At 58.0% G+C, this 17,533-nt stretch carries 14 protein-coding genes and 1 riboswitch; of the genes, 5 read left to right on the top strand and 9 right to left on the bottom strand.

The annotated features are described in order from the left end of the window. Window positions 1-122: 122 nt before the first annotated feature. Together scpB and E1297_RS23190 are read right to left on the bottom strand one after the other, a co-directional pair. Window positions 123-902, bottom strand: a complete 780-nt coding sequence (gene scpB / locus E1297_RS23195; RefSeq protein ID WP_155142730.1) for a methylmalonyl-CoA decarboxylase — start codon at window positions 900-902, stop codon at window positions 123-125. A gap of 9 nt (window positions 903-911) precedes the next feature. Further along, window positions 912-2,240: an acetyl-CoA hydrolase/transferase family protein gene (locus tag E1297_RS23190; RefSeq protein ID WP_155142728.1), complete on the bottom strand. Its 1,329-nt coding sequence runs from the start codon at window positions 2,238-2,240 to the stop codon at window positions 912-914. A 623-nt stretch (window positions 2,241-2,863) separates the two neighbouring features. Here E1297_RS23190 and E1297_RS23185 point away from each other — a divergent pair. The 4 genes from E1297_RS23185 to E1297_RS23170 all read left to right on the top strand — a co-directional run bounded on the left by E1297_RS23185 (window position 2,864) and on the right by E1297_RS23170 (window position 9,370). After that, window positions 2,864-5,425, top strand: coding sequence for an FAD-dependent oxidoreductase (locus tag E1297_RS23185; protein WP_155142726.1), 2,562 nt, complete (start codon window positions 2,864-2,866; stop codon window positions 5,423-5,425). 143 nt (window positions 5,426-5,568) lie between these two features. Then, complete coding sequence (bmt, locus tag E1297_RS23180) at window positions 5,569-6,600, top strand: betaine--homocysteine S-methyltransferase (RefSeq protein ID WP_368669654.1); 1,032 nt, start codon at window positions 5,569-5,571, stop codon at window positions 6,598-6,600. A 504-nt stretch (window positions 6,601-7,104) separates the two neighbouring features. Further along, a complete protein-coding gene (locus E1297_RS23175; RefSeq protein ID WP_155142724.1) occupies window positions 7,105-8,448 on the top strand; it encodes a ferric reductase-like transmembrane domain-containing protein in 1,344 nt (447 codons plus the stop codon). 136 nt (window positions 8,449-8,584) lie between these two features. Then, entirely contained in the window at window positions 8,585-9,370 is a 786-nt protein-coding gene (locus tag E1297_RS23170) for a DUF1194 domain-containing protein (RefSeq protein WP_244327861.1), read from the top strand. Window positions 9,371-9,383: 13 nt separating this feature from the next. Here the strand turns inward: E1297_RS23170 and E1297_RS23165 are convergent, their stop codons facing one another. The 7 genes from E1297_RS23165 to E1297_RS23135 all read right to left on the bottom strand — a co-directional run bounded on the left by E1297_RS23165 (window position 9,384) and on the right by E1297_RS23135 (window position 15,687). Beyond that, a complete protein-coding gene (locus tag E1297_RS23165) occupies window positions 9,384-9,710 on the bottom strand; it encodes a hypothetical protein (RefSeq protein ID WP_155142719.1) in 327 nt (108 codons plus the stop codon). Window positions 9,711-9,963: 253 nt separating this feature from the next. Next, entirely contained in the window at window positions 9,964-11,997 is a 2,034-nt protein-coding gene (locus E1297_RS23160) for an ASKHA domain-containing protein (protein WP_155142717.1), read from the bottom strand. A gap of 29 nt (window positions 11,998-12,026) precedes the next feature. Further along, entirely contained in the window at window positions 12,027-12,980 is a 954-nt protein-coding gene (locus E1297_RS23155) for a methyltetrahydrofolate cobalamin methyltransferase (RefSeq protein WP_155142715.1), read from the bottom strand. A 12-nt stretch (window positions 12,981-12,992) separates the two neighbouring features. Then, the gene (locus E1297_RS23150; protein WP_155142713.1) at window positions 12,993-13,877 is read right to left on the bottom strand and encodes a methylenetetrahydrofolate reductase; all 885 of its coding nucleotides are present in this window, start codon (window positions 13,875-13,877) and stop codon (window positions 12,993-12,995) included. Further along, complete coding sequence (locus tag E1297_RS23145; protein WP_155142711.1) at window positions 13,870-14,172, bottom strand: virulence factor; 303 nt, start codon at window positions 14,170-14,172, stop codon at window positions 13,870-13,872. Before E1297_RS23145 ends, E1297_RS23150 begins: the two co-directional genes overlap by 8 nt. A 139-nt stretch (window positions 14,173-14,311) precedes the next feature. Next, window positions 14,312-14,980 (bottom strand): DUF1638 domain-containing protein, encoded by a 669-nt coding sequence (locus E1297_RS23140; RefSeq protein WP_155142709.1) that lies wholly within the window; start codon window positions 14,978-14,980, stop codon window positions 14,312-14,314. 5 nt (window positions 14,981-14,985) lie between these two features. Next, complete coding sequence (locus E1297_RS23135; protein WP_155142707.1) at window positions 14,986-15,687, bottom strand: B12-binding domain-containing protein; 702 nt, start codon at window positions 15,685-15,687, stop codon at window positions 14,986-14,988. Window positions 15,688-15,964: 277 nt separating this feature from the next. After that, window positions 15,965-16,157: riboswitch (cobalamin riboswitch) on the top strand. Window positions 16,158-16,296: 139 nt separating this feature from the next. Here E1297_RS23135 and E1297_RS23130 point away from each other — a divergent pair. Continuing rightward, window positions 16,297-17,529 (top strand): aromatic ring-hydroxylating dioxygenase subunit alpha, encoded by a 1,233-nt coding sequence (locus E1297_RS23130; protein ID WP_155142705.1) that lies wholly within the window; start codon window positions 16,297-16,299, stop codon window positions 17,527-17,529. The last annotated feature ends 4 nt before the right edge of the window (window positions 17,530-17,533 follow it).

Raw genomic sequence — 17,533 nt, 5'->3', positions numbered from 1 at the left:
GTTCGTGAGTTTCAATCACCCGCGAATCCAATCTGCGTTCATAAGCGTCTCTTGTTACCTCAAATGCGGCATGGGTACAGGTCCCGGCGCGCTGGAAGAGCAAAAAAGGTACATTCTGTACGTCAGGACTTGTTAAATTCCGGGGTGCGCTTTTCGAGAAATGCCTCGATGCCCTCACTGTAGTCCGCCCCCATATAAGCGGCGCGCCGCAAGCCGTGGAGATACTCGAACTGGTCCGGGGTGATCGGGTTGGCTTCGCTCAGCATGTTGAGCATCTTCTTGTGTACGGTAACACCTTCTGCGGAGCGAGATGCAATCGTGTTTGCAAGGTCGTAAGTGACCTCTTCGAGTTCGGCTTCGCCAGCCAGCTGATTGACCAGTCCGGCACGGAGCGCGCGCTCCGCAGAAATCGGAAGGGCGGAGAAAAACATTTCCTTCACGATGCTGAGTGGCATGCGTGACATGAAGTGAAGCAATCCGGAAGACAGATAGGGCAGGCCCAGTTTGGCCGGTGTAATGGCAAATGCACTGGTTTCATCTGCGATCACGATGTCGCAATTGACCACGAGATCACATGCTCCGCCCCACGCGCCGCCGTGTACCATGGCAATCACCGGCGCTGGATGGGATCGAATCGCCCGGATCAGGTGGAGGAGTGGATCGTCATAGGGCAGGGGGTCGAGTTTGCTCTTGGGAAGTTCAGACACGTCGTGCCCGGCGGACCAGACCGCTTCGTTCTGGGCTGACCTTAGGATAATGGCGCGGATTTTCTGGTTTTCCATGTCCGCAAGCGCTGTCAGGATCTCATGGATCATGTCCGATCCCAGTGCATTGCGCTTGCTGTAGTTGTCGAAGGCAATCGTGCCGATGTGATTGACGATCTTTGTCTGTATGAACGGCATGGAAACCTCCTAAATCAAAACGGTTCTGCGGGCGGCTTCAGTCAGTTCATCCCGGAAGTCGGGGTGCGCGATGCTGATCAGGGCAAGTGCCCGTTCCTTGGTTGATTTGCCGCGCAAGTTGACCATGCCGAATTCCGTACAAATGTATTCAATGTCCATGCGCAGGTCGGTGACCATGGAGACTTTCGGAACGATGGTCGAAAGCGTCCCGCCTTTTGCCGTCGATTGCAGTGCGATGATGGACTTCCCGTTTCTTGCGAGCGAGGCGCCTTTCACAAAGTCGTACTGCCCGCCTGATCCGGAGTATTCGTGGTCGTCGATGAACTCGGCATTGACCTGGCCATAAAGGTCAACAGAAAGCGCTGTATTAACGGACACCAGATTGTCATTTTGAGCAATGACCCGCACATCATTGACGTAGGAAGACGGATAGCTTTCGAATGCCGGATTGTCGTTCATGAAGTCATACATGTCGCGGTTTCCGAGGGCTATGGTGAAGACATGCTTGTGGGGGTGGAGGCTCTTCTTGTGTCCGGTTACATTGCCGTTCCTGATCATCTCGATCACGGCAGGAGACAGCAATTCGGAATGGATGCCGAGATCCTCATGCTGGTCCAATGCGGCGGTCACGCCAGACGGCACGCGGCCAATCCCCAATTGAAGGGTGGCGCCGTTCGGGATCATGGGGGCGATGAGCTTCCCGATCTCGTGTCCGGCCTTTGAAGCCTCGACCGTTTCCACTTCCATCAGCGGTGCCGTGTTTTCGACGATGGCGTCAATTTCGCTGATGTGGATCTGGGACTGCCCGAACACGCGCGGCATGTTGTCGTTGACTTCCACGATCAGCCGCTTGCTGGCGCGGGCAGCGATGGATGTGTAGTCGTTGTTTGTTCCGAAGGAAAAAAAGCCGCCGGGATCCATTGACGATACCGTGGCAATAAATGTGTCGACTTCAATATTGTTCGCAAACAGGTCCGGGATCTGACTGAAGTGGCAAGGCGTGAAGCTGAACAGCTTTTCCCGCGTTTCCAGATGCCGCTTGATGATTTCGCGTTCCGCACCGCCGACGAAAAAGCAATGCGGATCCGAGTGTTCGATGACACCATCGGCGAGGATTGTGTCGGTGATCGGTTTCATGCCGATCTTGTAGTAAAAAACTATTCTTTTCAGGTCCCGGGATCTGATCCTGTCGGCCAGGGCCGATAGCAAGGCAGGAGGTTGCCCGATCGCCATGGCGGAGCAAACGACTTCGCCGCTTCTGATGGAGGATACGGCATTCTCGGCCGTTGTAATCTTGCACTTGTATGTGTCGGCATAGGGATAGGACGTCTGGGGCATTTCGCGCCTCCTTGCGCTGTCAAACACTGCGGGGCCGATTTCGTTTTCCGGAATACGTTTTTTAATATTTTGCACCTTCGAGGCCATGTCCCGAACGGGTGGCCTGATCCGGAGATGCCGGGACAGTTTCTTCTGACAAAGGAGCACGCGAATTGTTCTCCGGCAAGGCCACAGTTTCGGCAAAGCGCCCTTGCGTCAGCTTTGGGTTGGCGGGTTTGCGTTTGGGGAGCCGTAGGTTTTGTGAAAGCGGGCATTCCCCGGCACCAACGTCACAGGCAGGGAAGCGGGCCGGGGGATGAACGGGGCGCCTCATGTACGATTGCAATTGGCTGATTGAACATGGTCAGGAATTCCACGTGTTTAACACTATGATCCGGCGGTTTGTGTTCGGTGGCCGGCTTTTTCGTCCTGCGTGTCGGCGCGATGCTATTGCGATGACGCAATTGAGCTATTTCTGCGCGCAGTGTGTCGCGATACTGACCACCGAATGATTGAAATCCGGCGCACGCTCAAAAGGTGGCCGGGGCCCGGGTTGCGGCCCTAGATACCTCTCGTGGATGGACGAAACAGTTGGGGGCGTGACAATGGCACGGCGCTTCCCGTCGATTGAAAAGGAATGAAACATGTCAGCTTTTCCTGACAGGGCAAAAGTCGTCATCGTCGGTCTTGGCGGTATTGTCGGGGCGTCGGTCGCCCACCACCTCATCGAACGTGGCTGGGACGATATTGTCGGCATCGACAAGTCCGGCATTCCGACCGATATCGGGTCGACAGCGCACGCGTCCGACTTCTGTTACACCACGAGCCACGACTACCTGTCCGTATGGACGTCCCAATACTCCGTCGATTTCTTTGACAAGATGGGACATTACGAGCGCATTGGCGGTATCGAGGTGGCTCGGACCGGTGACGACGCCTGGATGGAGGAAATCAAGCGCAAGGTGACCTCGGGCAAGGCCTTCGGCACCAATGTGCGGTTGGTTTCTCCGAGCGAAATCAAGGAGATGTTCCCGCTGATCGAGGAAGATCAGGTTCAGGGGGGCATGTTTGATCCGGACGCGGGTCTGGTGGTGCCGCGCTCCCAGGCTGTCGCGGGCAAGCTGGTTGATGCCGGTGAGCAAAGCGGAAAACTGAAGTCATTTGCCAATACTCCGGCCAAGTCGCTTATTGTCGAGGACGGACGGGTCAAAGGTGTTGTCACCCACCGCGGAACGATCATGGCGGACCACGTCATCGTATGTGCCGGCTTGTGGGGACGTTTGATCGCCAACATGGTCGGTGAAGATCTGCCGGTGATGCCGGTTGACCATCCGCTGACATTTTTCGGCCCCTATAACGAATTCGAAGGAACCGGCAAGGATATCGGCCTGCCATTGCTGCGCGACCAGGGCAACTCGGCCTATATGCGCGACACAGGCGACCCCAAGACAACCGAAGGCGGTCAGATCGAATGGGGGTACTACGAAACCACCCATCCGCGCATGTGCCATCCGCGCGATCTTCAGGAAAAGGAAGAAGCACGTCTGTCGCCCTCGCAGCGCGATCTCGAGATGGAACAGGTCATCGAGCCGCTTGAACGGGCCATGGAGCTGACGCCAATTCTGGGGGAACTCGGCTACAATGAAGCCTGGTCGTTCAATGGCTTGTTGCAGGTTTCCGCGGCTGGCGGCCCGTCCTGCGGGGAGAGCCAGAAGGTGCGCGGCCTTTGGTACTGTGTGGCAATCTGGGTGAAGGATGCACCGGGTTATGGCAAGTTGATTGCCGACTGGATCACCGATGGGCGTACCGAGATCGATCACGCCGCCATCGACTACTCCCGGTTCTATCAGCACCAAATGACGGAAAAATACATCGAGGAGCGGTGTTACGAATCTGCGCAGAAGATCTATTTCCCGGCCATTCACCCGCGTGAGCCCTACCTCGGCGGGCGGAATATCAAGCGGTCCCCGTTTTACGAGCGGGAGGTCGAGCTTGGCGGCTACTTCATGGAACTCGGTGGTTGGGAGCGCGCCCATGGTTACGCCGCCAACGAGCATCTTCTCGAAAAATACGGCAATCAGGTTCCGGTCCGCGAGAACGAGTGGGACAGCCGCCATTTCTGGCGTGTCTCGAATGCCGAGCACCTGGCGCTGAGTGAAGATTGCGGGATCATCAACCTGTCGCACTTCTTCATGTTCGATGTCGAAGGTCCCGACCATGTCGAGCTGATGGAATGGCTTTGCGCTGCCAAGATCGGTGGCGACAACAACATCGGCAAGGGCATCTACACCCACTTCCTGGATGATGAGGGCAGGGTGCGCGCCGACCTGACGGTGTTCCGCATGGCTGACCGGTGCCGGATTGTTGACGGTGCCGATGCCGGTCCGCGTGATCTCCACTATGTCCGCCGCATGGCACAGGACAAGGGCCTCGACGTCACGGTGACCGATGTCAGCGAACAATACACGACCATCGGCATCTGGGGACCGAATGCCCGCGAGAACTTGAAAAAGGTGGTTGCCGACCCGGCCGGACTTGATCCCGAAAACTTCCCCTTCGCCGCAATCCGCCAGATCGAGATTGCCGGCAAGCAGGTGAGCGCGCTGCGCCTCTCCTATGTCGGCGAGCAGGGCTGGGAACTGCATATGAAATTCGAGGATGGCCTTGCCGTGTGGGACGCGCTCCGTGGTCTCGGCATTATGGCGGTCGGTGTGGAAACCTACGCCAACTCCCGAAGGATGGAAAAGAGCCTGCGGCTGCAAAATGCCGACCTCCTCACCCAGTACAATCTCTATGAGGCGGATCTGGCCCGGCCGAAAGTCAAGGAAGCCGACTTCCGCGGCAAGGAAAAGCATCTGGAATACCGGGCGCGTGATCATCAGCCGGCCATGCTTTGCACCCTTGTCATGACCGAAAACACGGATGCCTCCGGCGTTCAGCGCTTTCCGGTCGGAGCCATGCCGGTCATGGACCCGGAAACGGGGAAAACGCTGGTCGACAGTGAGGGCCGGATTTCCTACACGACCTCGGTCGCCTACGGACCGACGGTCGGCAAGAACATCGCGCTTGCCTATCTGCCGCGCGAATATTGTGAAGTCGGCCGCACGCTGAATGTCGAATACTTCTCCGAGACCTATCCGGTCGAAGTGACCGGCATTGGCTACAAGCCGCTCTACGATCCGGAAAACCTGAAGCCGAGAAGCTGACCGGTTAAAACATCAGGAAATGGCGGGACAAAAACCGTTCCGCCGTACCCATATATCAATTGCAACAAAACCCGCGTGGACTTCTGCGCGGGTTCTGTTATGGCACGACAAAACACGCAAAACCGAACCGGAAAGACAAAAACGTGTCCAAACTGGAAGAGCTTCTTGCAAAGAAAGGCGCCTTGCTGGCTGATGGCGCAACCGGAACCACGTTGTTCGACATGGGCTTGACGTCAGGCGACGCTCCGGAACTCTGGAATGTCGATGAACCGGACAAGATACGCGCCCTCCATCGCGGGTTTGTCGAGGCCGGCTCCGATATCATCCTGACCAACACCTTCGGCTGCAACCGGCACCGTCTGAAATTGCATAATGCGGAAGGACGTGTGAAGGAACTCAATGCTGCGGGTGCCCGTCTGGCGCGCGAAGTCGCCGAAGAAACGGACCGTGAGGTACTCATCGCCGGATCCATCGGCCCGACCGGAGAACTGTTCCAGCCACTTGGAGCCCTCAGCTACGAAGAGGGGGTTGAAGCCTTCCGGGAGCAGATCGAGGGCCTGATCGAGGGCGGCGTGGATGTTCTTTGGGTCGAAACCATGTCTGCGCCGGAAGAAATGAAGGCAGCGGCAGAGGCTGCAAAAGACGCTGATGTGCCGCTTGTGATCACCGCGAGCTTCGACACCGCCGGCAAGACCATGATGGGCCTCAGCCCCAAGGGCATGGCCGACCTGAAATCCGAATTCGCCTGCACGCCGGTGGCTCTCGGTTCCAATTGCGGCGTGGGCGCCTCGGACCTGTTGGCGGCGATTATGGACATGACGGCTGCGGACCCCGATCTCGTTGTCGTTGCCAAGGCCAATTGCGGCATCCCGCAGATTCGCGGCGATGAAGTGGTCTATACCGGCACGCCGGAACTCATGGCGCAATACGCCCATATGGCATTGGATGCCGGTGCCCGGATCATTGGCGGATGCTGCGGCACGTCCTGCGGACACCTGGCCGCAATGCGCGGCGCGCTCGACAGCCACCAGAAAGGGGCCCGGCCGAGCCTTCAGGACGTCTTGAGCGAGATCGGTCCGCTGGTGTCGCCGCCGAATACGGAAGCCGATGCGGCACGCGAGGCTGAAGCTGCCAATTCAGGTGGAGGCCGCCGCCGGGGCCGGCGCCGCGGATAACAGTCGTCTTTCTGATGTGGCGGGTTTGGCTGAGTGGGGCACGGGATTGGGGGCCCTTGAGCGAAACAGGTCCTAGAAACGGATCCGCCACGGAATGAACCAGAATACAAACTCAATTTCCGGGCCGCAGGGCTGTTCATGCCAGCGGCCCTCGTCATCCCGGTAGTGTTTGTGCCGCCAGTGACGATGGTTAAAGTAGGCTGGTCCGGTCCGGTGATGCCAGTGGCATGGGCCGTACATTCGTCTTCCCCCGCATACCGGTCATTTCACGCTTCAGTTTAAATTGAAACACCATTTCGCGCAAAGGTAATTCCCGGCGCGGCTGGAAAAGCGCCCTGTACTACTCCCGGTTCCTCTGTGTCGACAATCTGAGGTTGTTTTTAATCCTTCGTTATGCTCGTACGGCATCAATTTCTGTCCCGCTCTTGAAAGGTGGCGGCAAGTCAGCTACCGCAAGTGGTAGTTGGTCCGCTTCCAGCCCGAAGCCAAGAAACGGATAGAAGAATGCGCCCTTTCGGTTTGATACTCATTGCCGCCGCAGTAATGGTGCCTCTCATATGGTTTGTTCCGCTTGCCGGTCAGCGTGATCCTGTTGCGGTGTTCAGCCAATATCTCGGGGCATCGGCGTTGATCCTGATGGGTATCAACCAGTTTCTTGCAACCCGTGTTTTGGGCCTTGAGACGGTTTTCGGCAGCCTCGACCGGATCTACGTCCTTCACAAATGGCTGGCGGTGGTCGCGATGGTGGCTCTCGGCCTTCATGATATCATCGATGCGGATATTGCAGGTTTGCGTGGTGGCGCCCTGTCCGATGCGGCAGAAGACGTGGGGGAGGTCAGCCTGTATGGCCTGCTGATCCTGAGTCTTGCGTCAGTGATCACCTTTATTCCCTATCACTTGTGGAAATGGACGCACCGCTTTATCGGCGCGTTTTTTGCGCTCGGATTTTTCCATTTCTTTTTCATTGAAAAGCCGTTTCAGATCAGTGACCCGCTGGGGGTCTACATATCCGCCTTTTGTGTTTTGGGATTGGCGAGCTATGTCTGGCTGGCGTTGCTGCGGCCTTTGTCTCCACGCGGGCATCGGTATGTCGTTAGGTCGGCACGGCGGCTGGGGGCGATAACCGAGATCGAGCTTGCGCCCCAGGGACGCGGTCTGCGGCACAGACCTGGCCAATTCGCGTTCCTGTCGTTCCGAAGCGCGGGGCTTTCCGAGGAGCATCCGTTTACGCTTTCGTCCGCCCCTGCGCCGGACGGGACACTTCGATTTTCCGTCAAGACGCTTGGAAACTACACGGCGCGCTTGAACAGTCTGCTGGAACAGGGAGCCGAGGCCACCGTGTCCGGCCCATTTGGCCATTTCGCCATGCCCAAGGGGCGGGATCCGCAAGTCTGGATTGGCGCAGGGATTGGCATCACACCGTTCCTCGCATTTGCGCAAGGTCTCGCAGACCGTGATGCGGGACCGGTGCAACTCTTTTATTGTGTCCGTGAAACCGGCGAAGTTCCCTACGCCCGGGAACTGGAGGCGCTGGCCGGGAAACTTCCCAATCTCGACGTGACAATTCTGAACTCAGCGTCGGGGCAAAAACTGGTACCCGGACGCATTGCCAATGATCTCGGCGGCGAGCTGCGGCGCGCGCATGTGTTTTTCTGCGGTCCATCGGCAATGCGAAAAGAGTTGCGTGCAGCCCTGATTTCCAGGGGACTGCGTGCCTCGCGTTTCCATTACGAGGAATTTGAAATGCGCACCGGGATCGGGCTTGGGCGGTTGGCAGCCTGGCTGTGGGACGCCGGCAGCTATCAGTTTGAACGCCGGAGGCAAAAGGCAACCCAGCCGGCAGAATAAACTCTTCTGCGTCAATCACACGGGCCCGGTTCACGGATCGTTTATCCCGAACCGGCCAAATGACGCTATGGCCAGAACGCTGTTTTGAATTACCCTTCTGTCCATGGCGAATGGGTGGGGCGCAAAAAAACTGTTCATGGGGAGTGCGGCGCTTCTTGCCTCGCTCTTGCCGGTGCGGGCGGAACAACCGGTCGATGTCGCGTTGGTTCTGGCTATTGATGTTTCCCTGTCGATGTCCCAAGAGGAGATGGCACTTCAGCGCCAAGGTTATGCGGCGGCCATTACCAGTGCGGAGGTGCTGCAGGCCATTCGTTATGGAGCCCATCAACGGATTGCAATTACGTTTTTCGAATGGGCCAACAACACTTACGCGCGCGAGATCGTTGGCTGGTCGATCATTGAAAATTCCGAGGATGCCGAAATCGTTGCAGCCAGCTTGCGGACGGTTTACCGGCAGGGTGCGCGCCGCACTTCCATTTCAGGCGGGATCCGGCATGCGGTCAGGGTTCTTGATGACATTCCGTTTGAAGCAGAGCGTCGCGTCATAGATATTTCCGGCGATGGACCGAACAATCAGGGACTGCCTGTCACCGATGCGCGGGACGAAGCGATCGCGCGCGGTATAACCATTAACGGACTGCCGCTAATGACGAGCGGAGGTTACGGCTCGCAGTTCAATATCCCGGATCTGGATGAATACTATCGCAACTGCGTGATCGGAGGTCCGCTCAGCTTCATGATCCCGGTCAACAGTTGGGATCAGTTTCCCGAGGCCGTACGCCGCAAGCTTGTGCTTGAAATCGGCGTGGGGCCCCGGGAAGGTGCCCCGGTGGTTCCGGCGCAGATCACATTCGGTGAACCATATGACTGTCTCGTTGGCGAAAAGCTCTGGCTACAGCGTGGCTTTGGGCTTGATCGATAGTCCGGGCCTTTTGTCAGATTTCCGTCGTGCGCCGCTTTTCAATAAACCCATAAATCACATAGGCGAAAACAGTGGCCACACTGACGGCGACAAGGCCGATCAAGGCATCAACGACTGCCGAGAAGGGCAGGAGCAGGGCGCCTTCGAAGGTTCCGAAAAAGCTGACCAGAAAGATCGCAAACAAGGTGATGGTCACCAGCATCGGGACCCGGTCGCCAGCGAGCCAGCCGGTGCGGTTTTCCGACTGGAACTGATCCGCGGCCAGAAAATACCCGACTTCGGTCGCCATGAACACGAGGCTTGAGCCGATCATCGGCAGGAGTTTCATAAACACGATCATTTGAAAGGATCCGGTTGGCTGGAAAATTGTTACATGTGGCGGATTTTCCGAAAGCAGCAAACAATGAGGAAAATGTGCGTTTCGGTATGGCCTACCAATTATGTGGGGGCGGATTGATCCCGTGTCCATACGGAACCTGTCTTTGAATTTAAGTTTGTTTTGTTTTCCTACGATTCCTGAGAACGGCACGCGTTGAAACCAAAACGGCGAGACCTTTAGCCCCGCCGTTCGATAAACTTGTTTTGCCGCTGTTTTAGCCGCGCCTGCGTCTTCGGCGGCCGCCAGCTTCGCCGTCAGCCGTTTGCGGAAGTTCCTTGCGCTCCGGCAGCTCGACTGCGGCCCGGAGGTTCGGGAACGGGTCGACCTTGTTCGGCAGGGCCATCGCATTGACGAAATGCTCCTGGAACTTTGGTTCCAGAGCAGTTTCGATTTTTTCAATTGTGTGGACCGTGTTTTCGATTTCGCGGCGATAGCCCATGTTGAGCAGTGCCATTCGGGCGCCGGTTCCGGCCGCATTGCCAACGCCGGACACGCCGTCCAGCGCACAATCCGGGATCAGGCCGAGCACCATGGCGAATTTCGGGTCAATGTAGCTGCCGAATGCTCCCGCGAGCTTGACCCGGTCGATATGGGGTGTGCCGAGCTTGTCCTGCAGCAGTTTCACTCCGGCATAAAGTGCTGCCTTGGCGAGCTGTATCGAGCGGATATCGGTCTGAAGGATCGAGATTTCGACACCCTGATTCGCGATCTGATAGGAAAATGTCCGTCCATTGGGCTGAACCCGAGCGCTGCGCGCGGCCATTGCCCCGTCAATCACGCCATCTTCGGTGATCAGGCCGGCGAGATACATTTCCGCAACCGCCTCGATGATCCCGGAGCCGCAAATGCCGGTCACACCAACGGAGTCCACCTTTTCATCGAATCCGTCCTCATCGGACCATTCATCAACCCCGATCACCTTGAAACGCGGTTCCAGAGTGTCCTTGTCGATGCGGATCCGTTCGATTGCGCCGGGGGCGGCCCGCTGGCCTGAGGAAATCTCGGCCCCTTCGAAGGCTGGTCCGGTTGGCGAGCTTGCGGCCAGAAGCCGATCGGAATTGCCAAGTACGATTTCGGCGTTGGTGCCCACATCGACCAGAAGCGTGATGTCTTCAGACTTGTAGGGCGCTTCCGACAAGGTCGCAGCTGCGGCATCGGCGCCAACATGGCCGGCAATGCAAGGCAGCATATAGACCCGCGCGCCGGTATTGAGTTCAAGGCCAAGATCGCGGGCTTGCAGCCCCAGGGCATCGGAGGCAGCGAGTGCAAAGGGCGCACCGCCAAGCTCGACCGGGTCAATGCCAAGAAACAGGTGATGCATCACCGGATTTCCGACGAAGGTGGCATCGAGAATATCGGACCGTTCAGCGCCAACATCGCCAACCAGCTTGCCAACAAGGGCATTGATCGCATCGCGGACCGCTTTGGTGAGGTCCGGCAGTTTCGAGGGGTTCATCTGCACATAGGACACGCGCGACATCAGATCCTCGCCAAAGCGGATCTGCGGGTTCGACGTTCCTTGCGACGATACGGTGCGCCCGTTTTGCAGGTTGCACAAATGTGCTGCAATGGTGGTGGAGCCGATATCGACGGCAAGGCCGTAGACGGCTTTCTTCTCGCCCGGCCAAAGTGCCGTGATTGTTGCCGGAGCCTCGCCGTCCTTGTGGATCGCAGCGGTCACAGTCCATTTCCCTTTGCGAAGGATGGTCTGCACTGTTGGGAGAAGGGCTGGATCAAGCGTCAGATTTTCAATGCCCGACGCCGCTTCCAGCGCTTCCCGCAACCGGTCTGCGTCGCCACGCGGAACATGCATGTCGGGTTCTGCGATGGTCACCGTTGTGAGTGAAACCGGTGAGGCCGGTTCGATGGCCTTGGCTTCTGCGCGCTTGCGCACAACCTGGCGGTTGGTTTGCGCATCTGTCGGCACATCAATGACCAGATCCCCGAGGATCTTTGCCTGACACGACAAACGCCGGTCGTCCGGCAGATTGCGGAGTTCCGCATAGCGTTTTTCCGCATCGGTCGCGCCCGCCAGATGGTTTGCCGAGCTCTGGATGTTTTCCTTCGCGAAAGCGCCTTCGGAGACCGAAATCTGGCAGCGGCCGCAAATCCCGCGCCCGCCGCAAACAGATTCGACATAGACACCGAGCGAGCGGGCAGCATCCAGCAGCGGCGTTCCGACAGGAAAGGTGCCCCGCCGGCCGCTCGGTTGAAACACGACCTTTGCCAGATCCTTAGTCTCGCTCATGATTTTCCTGCCACCAACACCATTCAACGTTAAGCGGAGCGGCGGCGCCCTTCGCGTCCTCCGCGGCGGCGGCTGCCGCTCGCAGCTGCTCCGTCTGCCGGGGCGGCCTGACCGGCTGCAGCCGGCTGATGGTCGCGGTAGGTCATGATCCATTCCTGACAATTCGGATCGGTTCCGTTCAGGACATTGGCCGCGCGGACCGCCTCCATTTCCTGCGGACGGCACGGGTTCATGATCGCGCTGGTCATGCCGGTTGCAATCACCATCGGGATAAAGGCTGAGTTGACGCCGTGGCGATGGGGAAGGCCGAAGGAAATGTTGGACAGACCGCAAGTCGTGTTGACCTTCAGCTCCTCGCGCAACCGGCGCAGCAGCTGGAAGACCTGTTGACCGGCCGTTCCCATGGCGCCAATCGGCATGACCAAAGGGTCGACGACAATATCATGGGCCGGGATGCCGTAGTCCGCAGCATGCTCGACGATTTTCTTCGCAACGGCAAAGCGTACATCCGGGTCCTCGGAAATGCCGCTCTCATCGTTTGAGATTGCGACAACCGGCACGTTGTACTTCTTGATCAGCGGCAGAATGGCTTCAAGCTTTTCTTCCTCGCCGGTGACCGAGTTGACCAGCGGGCGGCCCTTGGCGACCTTGAGCCCGGCCTCGATGGCGGCCGTCACCGATGAATCGATCGAGAGTGGCACATCCACCAGCTCCTGAACGATTTCGAGGGTTTTCACCAGCAAGGGCGGCTCGGTCTCGTTCGGATTGACTGCCGTGACGCCGGCATTGACGTCCAGCATGGTGGCGCCGGCTGCAACCTGTGCAAGGGCATCCGCCTTCACGGTTTCAAAATTGCCTTCCACCATCTCGGCGGCCAGCTTCTTGCGTCCGGTCGGATTGATCCGCTCACCGATCACGCAAAACGGCTGATCGAAGCCGATGATGATTTCCTTGGTTGCGGATGCGACAACAGTACGGGTCATGAGGCGATCTCTTTAAGCGGTCAGGGAAGACGTTTGGTCGTTGCGAAAGGACCAGCTCCCGCGTTCGGTGAGCCAGTCGGCGGTCTTTTGGATGCCGCCGAAAGGATAAGCGTGGATTTGGGCCAGCTGGCTGTGCGGGCGTGTTTGCAGCCGTGCTTCCAGAGGCTCGACCATCGTGTCCGGGTCATAGCCGGACAGCATGGACACGACCGAACCGCCGCGTTTTTTCAGGAAATTGAGCGAGTTTTCAACGCCGGCAAAAGCCGCGAATTTCAGGAGCGTCGTCATCTTGGCTGGTCCCGCGACGCCGATGTGAACCGGGAACTTGTTGCCCCAGGAGGCAATGTCATCTAGCCACTGATTGACCTTTACGGGGTCGAAACCGAACTGGGTGACCAGAAAGAAGCGTGCATCGCTGGAGGCTGCAATCTCGTGCTTGCGCAACAAGAAGGACTTGATCACGTCCGGCTTGATGTCAGGCGCGCCTTCCGGGTGTCCGGCCACCGCAATGGTCTTGATGCCCAGTTCGTCAAACAGGCCGGTTTCGAGAAGAGCGACAGAAGATGTCAGGGGGCCGGCCTTGTCGGCTTCGCCAGCGATCACAAGCACGTCGGCGACACCGGCTTCCTGCGTCAGCCGCTTGATCCTGCGTTCAAATGCCTCTGCGCTTGGATAGCGGCGTGCAGCCATGTGCGGCACAGGCGTCAGGCCGCGGTCATGCAAGGTCTTGGCTGCCGAAACGATCATGTCCTCGCTGGCATTTCCCAAGTCGGTGACATAGACACGGGTCCCGCGCGGAATGAATGAAAGCAATTCGGACTTTTCAACCACTTGCTTGGGCGACATTTCAGTCGATGCGGCAAGGCGGCCGTTTGGTGTCAGGCGAGTATCAGTCATGCTCCTTGCCTCCCTGGTCGAGTAGTGTCTTGAGTCGATCTCGCGGATAAGCGCCGGTCAGCTCCTCCAATGCGCCGTCGGCTTCCGTTTCCAGATCGTCGGATACTTCAATCGGGTCGCTTCGGCGCCATTCCGCCATATAGGCGTCACTGTCTTTGGCGCCGACCCGCATCGCACAGGCGTCAATGGCTTCCATGAACACGGACGGCATTTCCCGCCGGGCCGATTTGCGGCCCTTCTTGACGAGGATCTGCGCCGGGATATCCCGCCAGTAGACGATGGTTTTTTGCGCCATTGAGCGTCGTCCTTCTTCTTATAAATGAATGCCGGAGCAGCCTCATGTCCTGAGCCAAGAAAACGGCGCCGGAAATGCCAAATGCGACTCGTTCCAAATCAGCCTGGGTCCTTGCAATCCCGGCAGGTTTCCGCGGATTTCAATCCGGCCTGCTGTCGATGAGAAACGGCGCCAGCAGGCCGTATCCGGTGCGCCTGACTTCCAGCGGCAATCCGAGCCGTTCAGCCGCGTTTCTTGCGGCTTCCTCGAGGGCCGGATCGTCGGTCTGGGCGATGTAAAGCACCCGTGTGTAATGCGCGAAATACATGTCTTTCAGGTGTGGATGCCAATCGAGCCCCAGCGGCTCGATCACCATTGTCTGAAAATGCCGGGCGAGGAAGTCGGTCAGGTAAAACGAGCCGAGCTGGTCCTCTTCCAGGCGGTCGAACGTATCCAGTCCCGTAAAGAAGGCGTAGCAATGTGCTCCTTCTATCCGGCGCGCGCCGGTTTCTTCCAGAACCTTGTCCAGAAGACCGCCCGTGCCGCAATCGCCATACCCGATCAGAATGTCGTCATAGACGTCCTGATTTTGCAAAATCGCCTTGCGCACTTCGCCGGGTATCTTGTCCGGCGTGTTGTGAAGCTGGGCTGGCAGGCATGTCAGATCGACATGTGTCAGACCATTCAGGTCGCGGATCGCAATGATCTCACGAGCCAGAGCGCCGCAAGCGATAACGAGAACCCGGCCGATCTTACGGGCCGGACCTTCGTCATCCGGGACCGGAAACAGTGGAACGCCGTCACGCATGTCACCGGCATCCCTGTACATCGGACCTACGCCTTGCCGGCAAGCTGGTTGTGCCTGCGGGCGATCAGGTCCTTCGCCATCTCGACTGCGACAGCAGCATCCCGGCAATAACCATCCGCACCGACGGCTTCGCCGAACTCTTCATTCAGCGGAGCGCCACCAACCAGAACGATGTAATCATCGCGCAGTCCTTTTGCCTTCATCTCGTCGATTACGACCTTCATGTAAGGCATGGTGGTGGTCAGAAGAGCCGACATGCCGAGGATATCCGGCTTGTGCTCTTCGAGAGCCTCCAGGTAGTTTTCGACCGGGTTGTTGATCCCGATGTCGATGACTTCGAAGCCGGCCCCTTCCATCATCATGGAAACAAGGTTCTTGCCGATATCGTGGATGTCGCCCTTGACTGTGCCGATCACCATCTTGCCGACTTTCGGCGCGCCGGTTTCGGCAAGGAGCGGACGCAAGATGGTCATGCCGGACTTCATGGCATTTGCCGACAGAAGCACTTCCGGCACAAACAGGATGCCATCGCGGAAGTCGACGCCGACGATGCGCATTCCCTCTACAAGAGCCTTGGTGAGGATGTCGTACGGAGCCCAGCCCCGCTCCAGCAGAATGTTGACCGCTTCCTGAATTTCCTCCTGAAGGCCGTCATACAAGTCGTCGTGCATTTGCTCGACAAGTTCGTCGTCGGCAAGGGCGGCGAGATCGATATCTTCTTCTGACATTGGGCGTCTCCATGGCGGCCAAAGGCACTCGGACATAAACAATTCATTAAATCTTATGGCTTGTTGCCGATTTACCGATATCAGTAAAACGACACGGGTAGTCGTTCCTGCGACGGGTGCGCTGCACCCATCCGTCAAGCGGGAAAACAGCAAGCCTTCCCTGTTGTTAGCGACGCGATTTTCCTCAGATTCATATAGGTATTGAACAACCTTGCGTCATGTCCGAAACCCGCATTTGGATGTCGTTTTTGGGTTGCGGGCAGCTTGTGCGGCAATGATATGCAGCAATTAGCAAGGTGCGGCCCGAAAGGTCGTCAAATGGGAAGCCGGTTGAAGTCCGGCACTGCCCCCGCAACGGTAACAGGTGGAGGGCGCGGCAACGGCCACTGGGATGTCCCGGGAAGGCGCTGCGTCCGGCACATGTGGGCCTCCCTGAAGTCCGGAAACCAGCCTTGCAGGACGAAACGTCGATCCGCGGTGGGCAGATCGGGCGCTATGAAAACGCCGCCTTGCGCTGCAGGGGAGCGTTTCAAGTGATCCGCTTCTTTTCCGCCGGGTGAACTGCATTGAGATGTGCCGCATGTCTGACGCGGTAACAGGAGAGGTGACATGCAGGCTGAGCAGAAAGCGCTTGAGCTGCTTCAACGGCGAACATCGGGCCATGCTCTTGAGCAGGCGTTTTATACGGATCCCGATGTGTTCGCTCTGGATCTGGACAAGATCTTCTATCGCGAGTGGCTGTTTGCAATACCGGCCTGCGAAATCCCGAAAACCGGAAACTACGTCACCCACAAGATCGGTGCCTACCGGATCGTGATCGTGCGCGGCGCGGATGGGGTCATCCGCGCATTCCACAATTCCTGCCGTCACCGCGGCTCGATCCTGTGCAAGTCGCAAAAAGGCTCGTCGCCGAAACTCGTTTGCCCGTACCACCAGTGGACCTATGAGCTTGACGGATCCTTGTTGTGGGCGCGGGACATGGGGTCTGAGTTCGACCCCAGGGCCCATGGCCTGAAAACCGTTCATTGCCGCGAAATCGCGGGTCTGGTCTATGTCTGCCTTGCGGAAAACGCGCCCCCATTCGAGCCGTTCGCGGAGTTGATCGAGCCCTATCTGGCGCCTCATGATCTTGGCAATGCGAAGGTCGCCTTCGAGAGTTCGATCATCGAAAACGGCAACTGGAAACTCGTCTGGGAAAACAACCGGGAATGCTATCACTGCGGCGGTAACCATCCCTCCCTGTGCCGCAGCTACTCAGATGAACCGGATGTGACGGGTATTTCCGGAGACAGTGTTCCCGATCATCTCGTCGCCCATTTCAAGCGCCTGGAAGATGTTAATCTGGCCTCGAAATTCCATCTGGATGAAAGCGGCCAGTATCGTGTTGCCAGAATGCCGCTCAAGGGCGGGGCGGTCAGCTACACCATGTCGGGCAAGGCTGCCGTCAACCGACCGCTCGGCCGGATCCCGTTTGCGGATGCCGGGTCCTTGTTGAAATTCCATTACCCCACCACCTGGAACCACTTCCTGCCGGATCATTCACTTGTTTTCCGGGTGACCCCGGTCAGCCCGACCGAAACGGAAGTCACGACCAAGTGGCTCGTGCACAAGGATGCGGTTGAGGGCAGGGACTACGACCTGAAAACCCTGACAGAGGTCTGGCTTGCAACCAATGACGAGGACCGCCGGGTCGTTGAAGACAATCAGCAAGGCATCCTGTCGCCTGCCTATACGCCCGGTCCCTATTCACAGCTTCAGGAGAGCGGCGTGATCCAGTTCGTGGATTGGTATTGCGATACGCTGCGGACCCGTGTTGCCCCCTTGATGCTTGCTGCGGAGTAAAAGG

The sequence above is a fragment of the Roseibium sp. RKSG952 genome (assembly GCF_009711355.1).
Note: the sequence above shows the minus strand (reverse complement) of the source record. Positions and strands in the feature narration are given on the sequence as shown.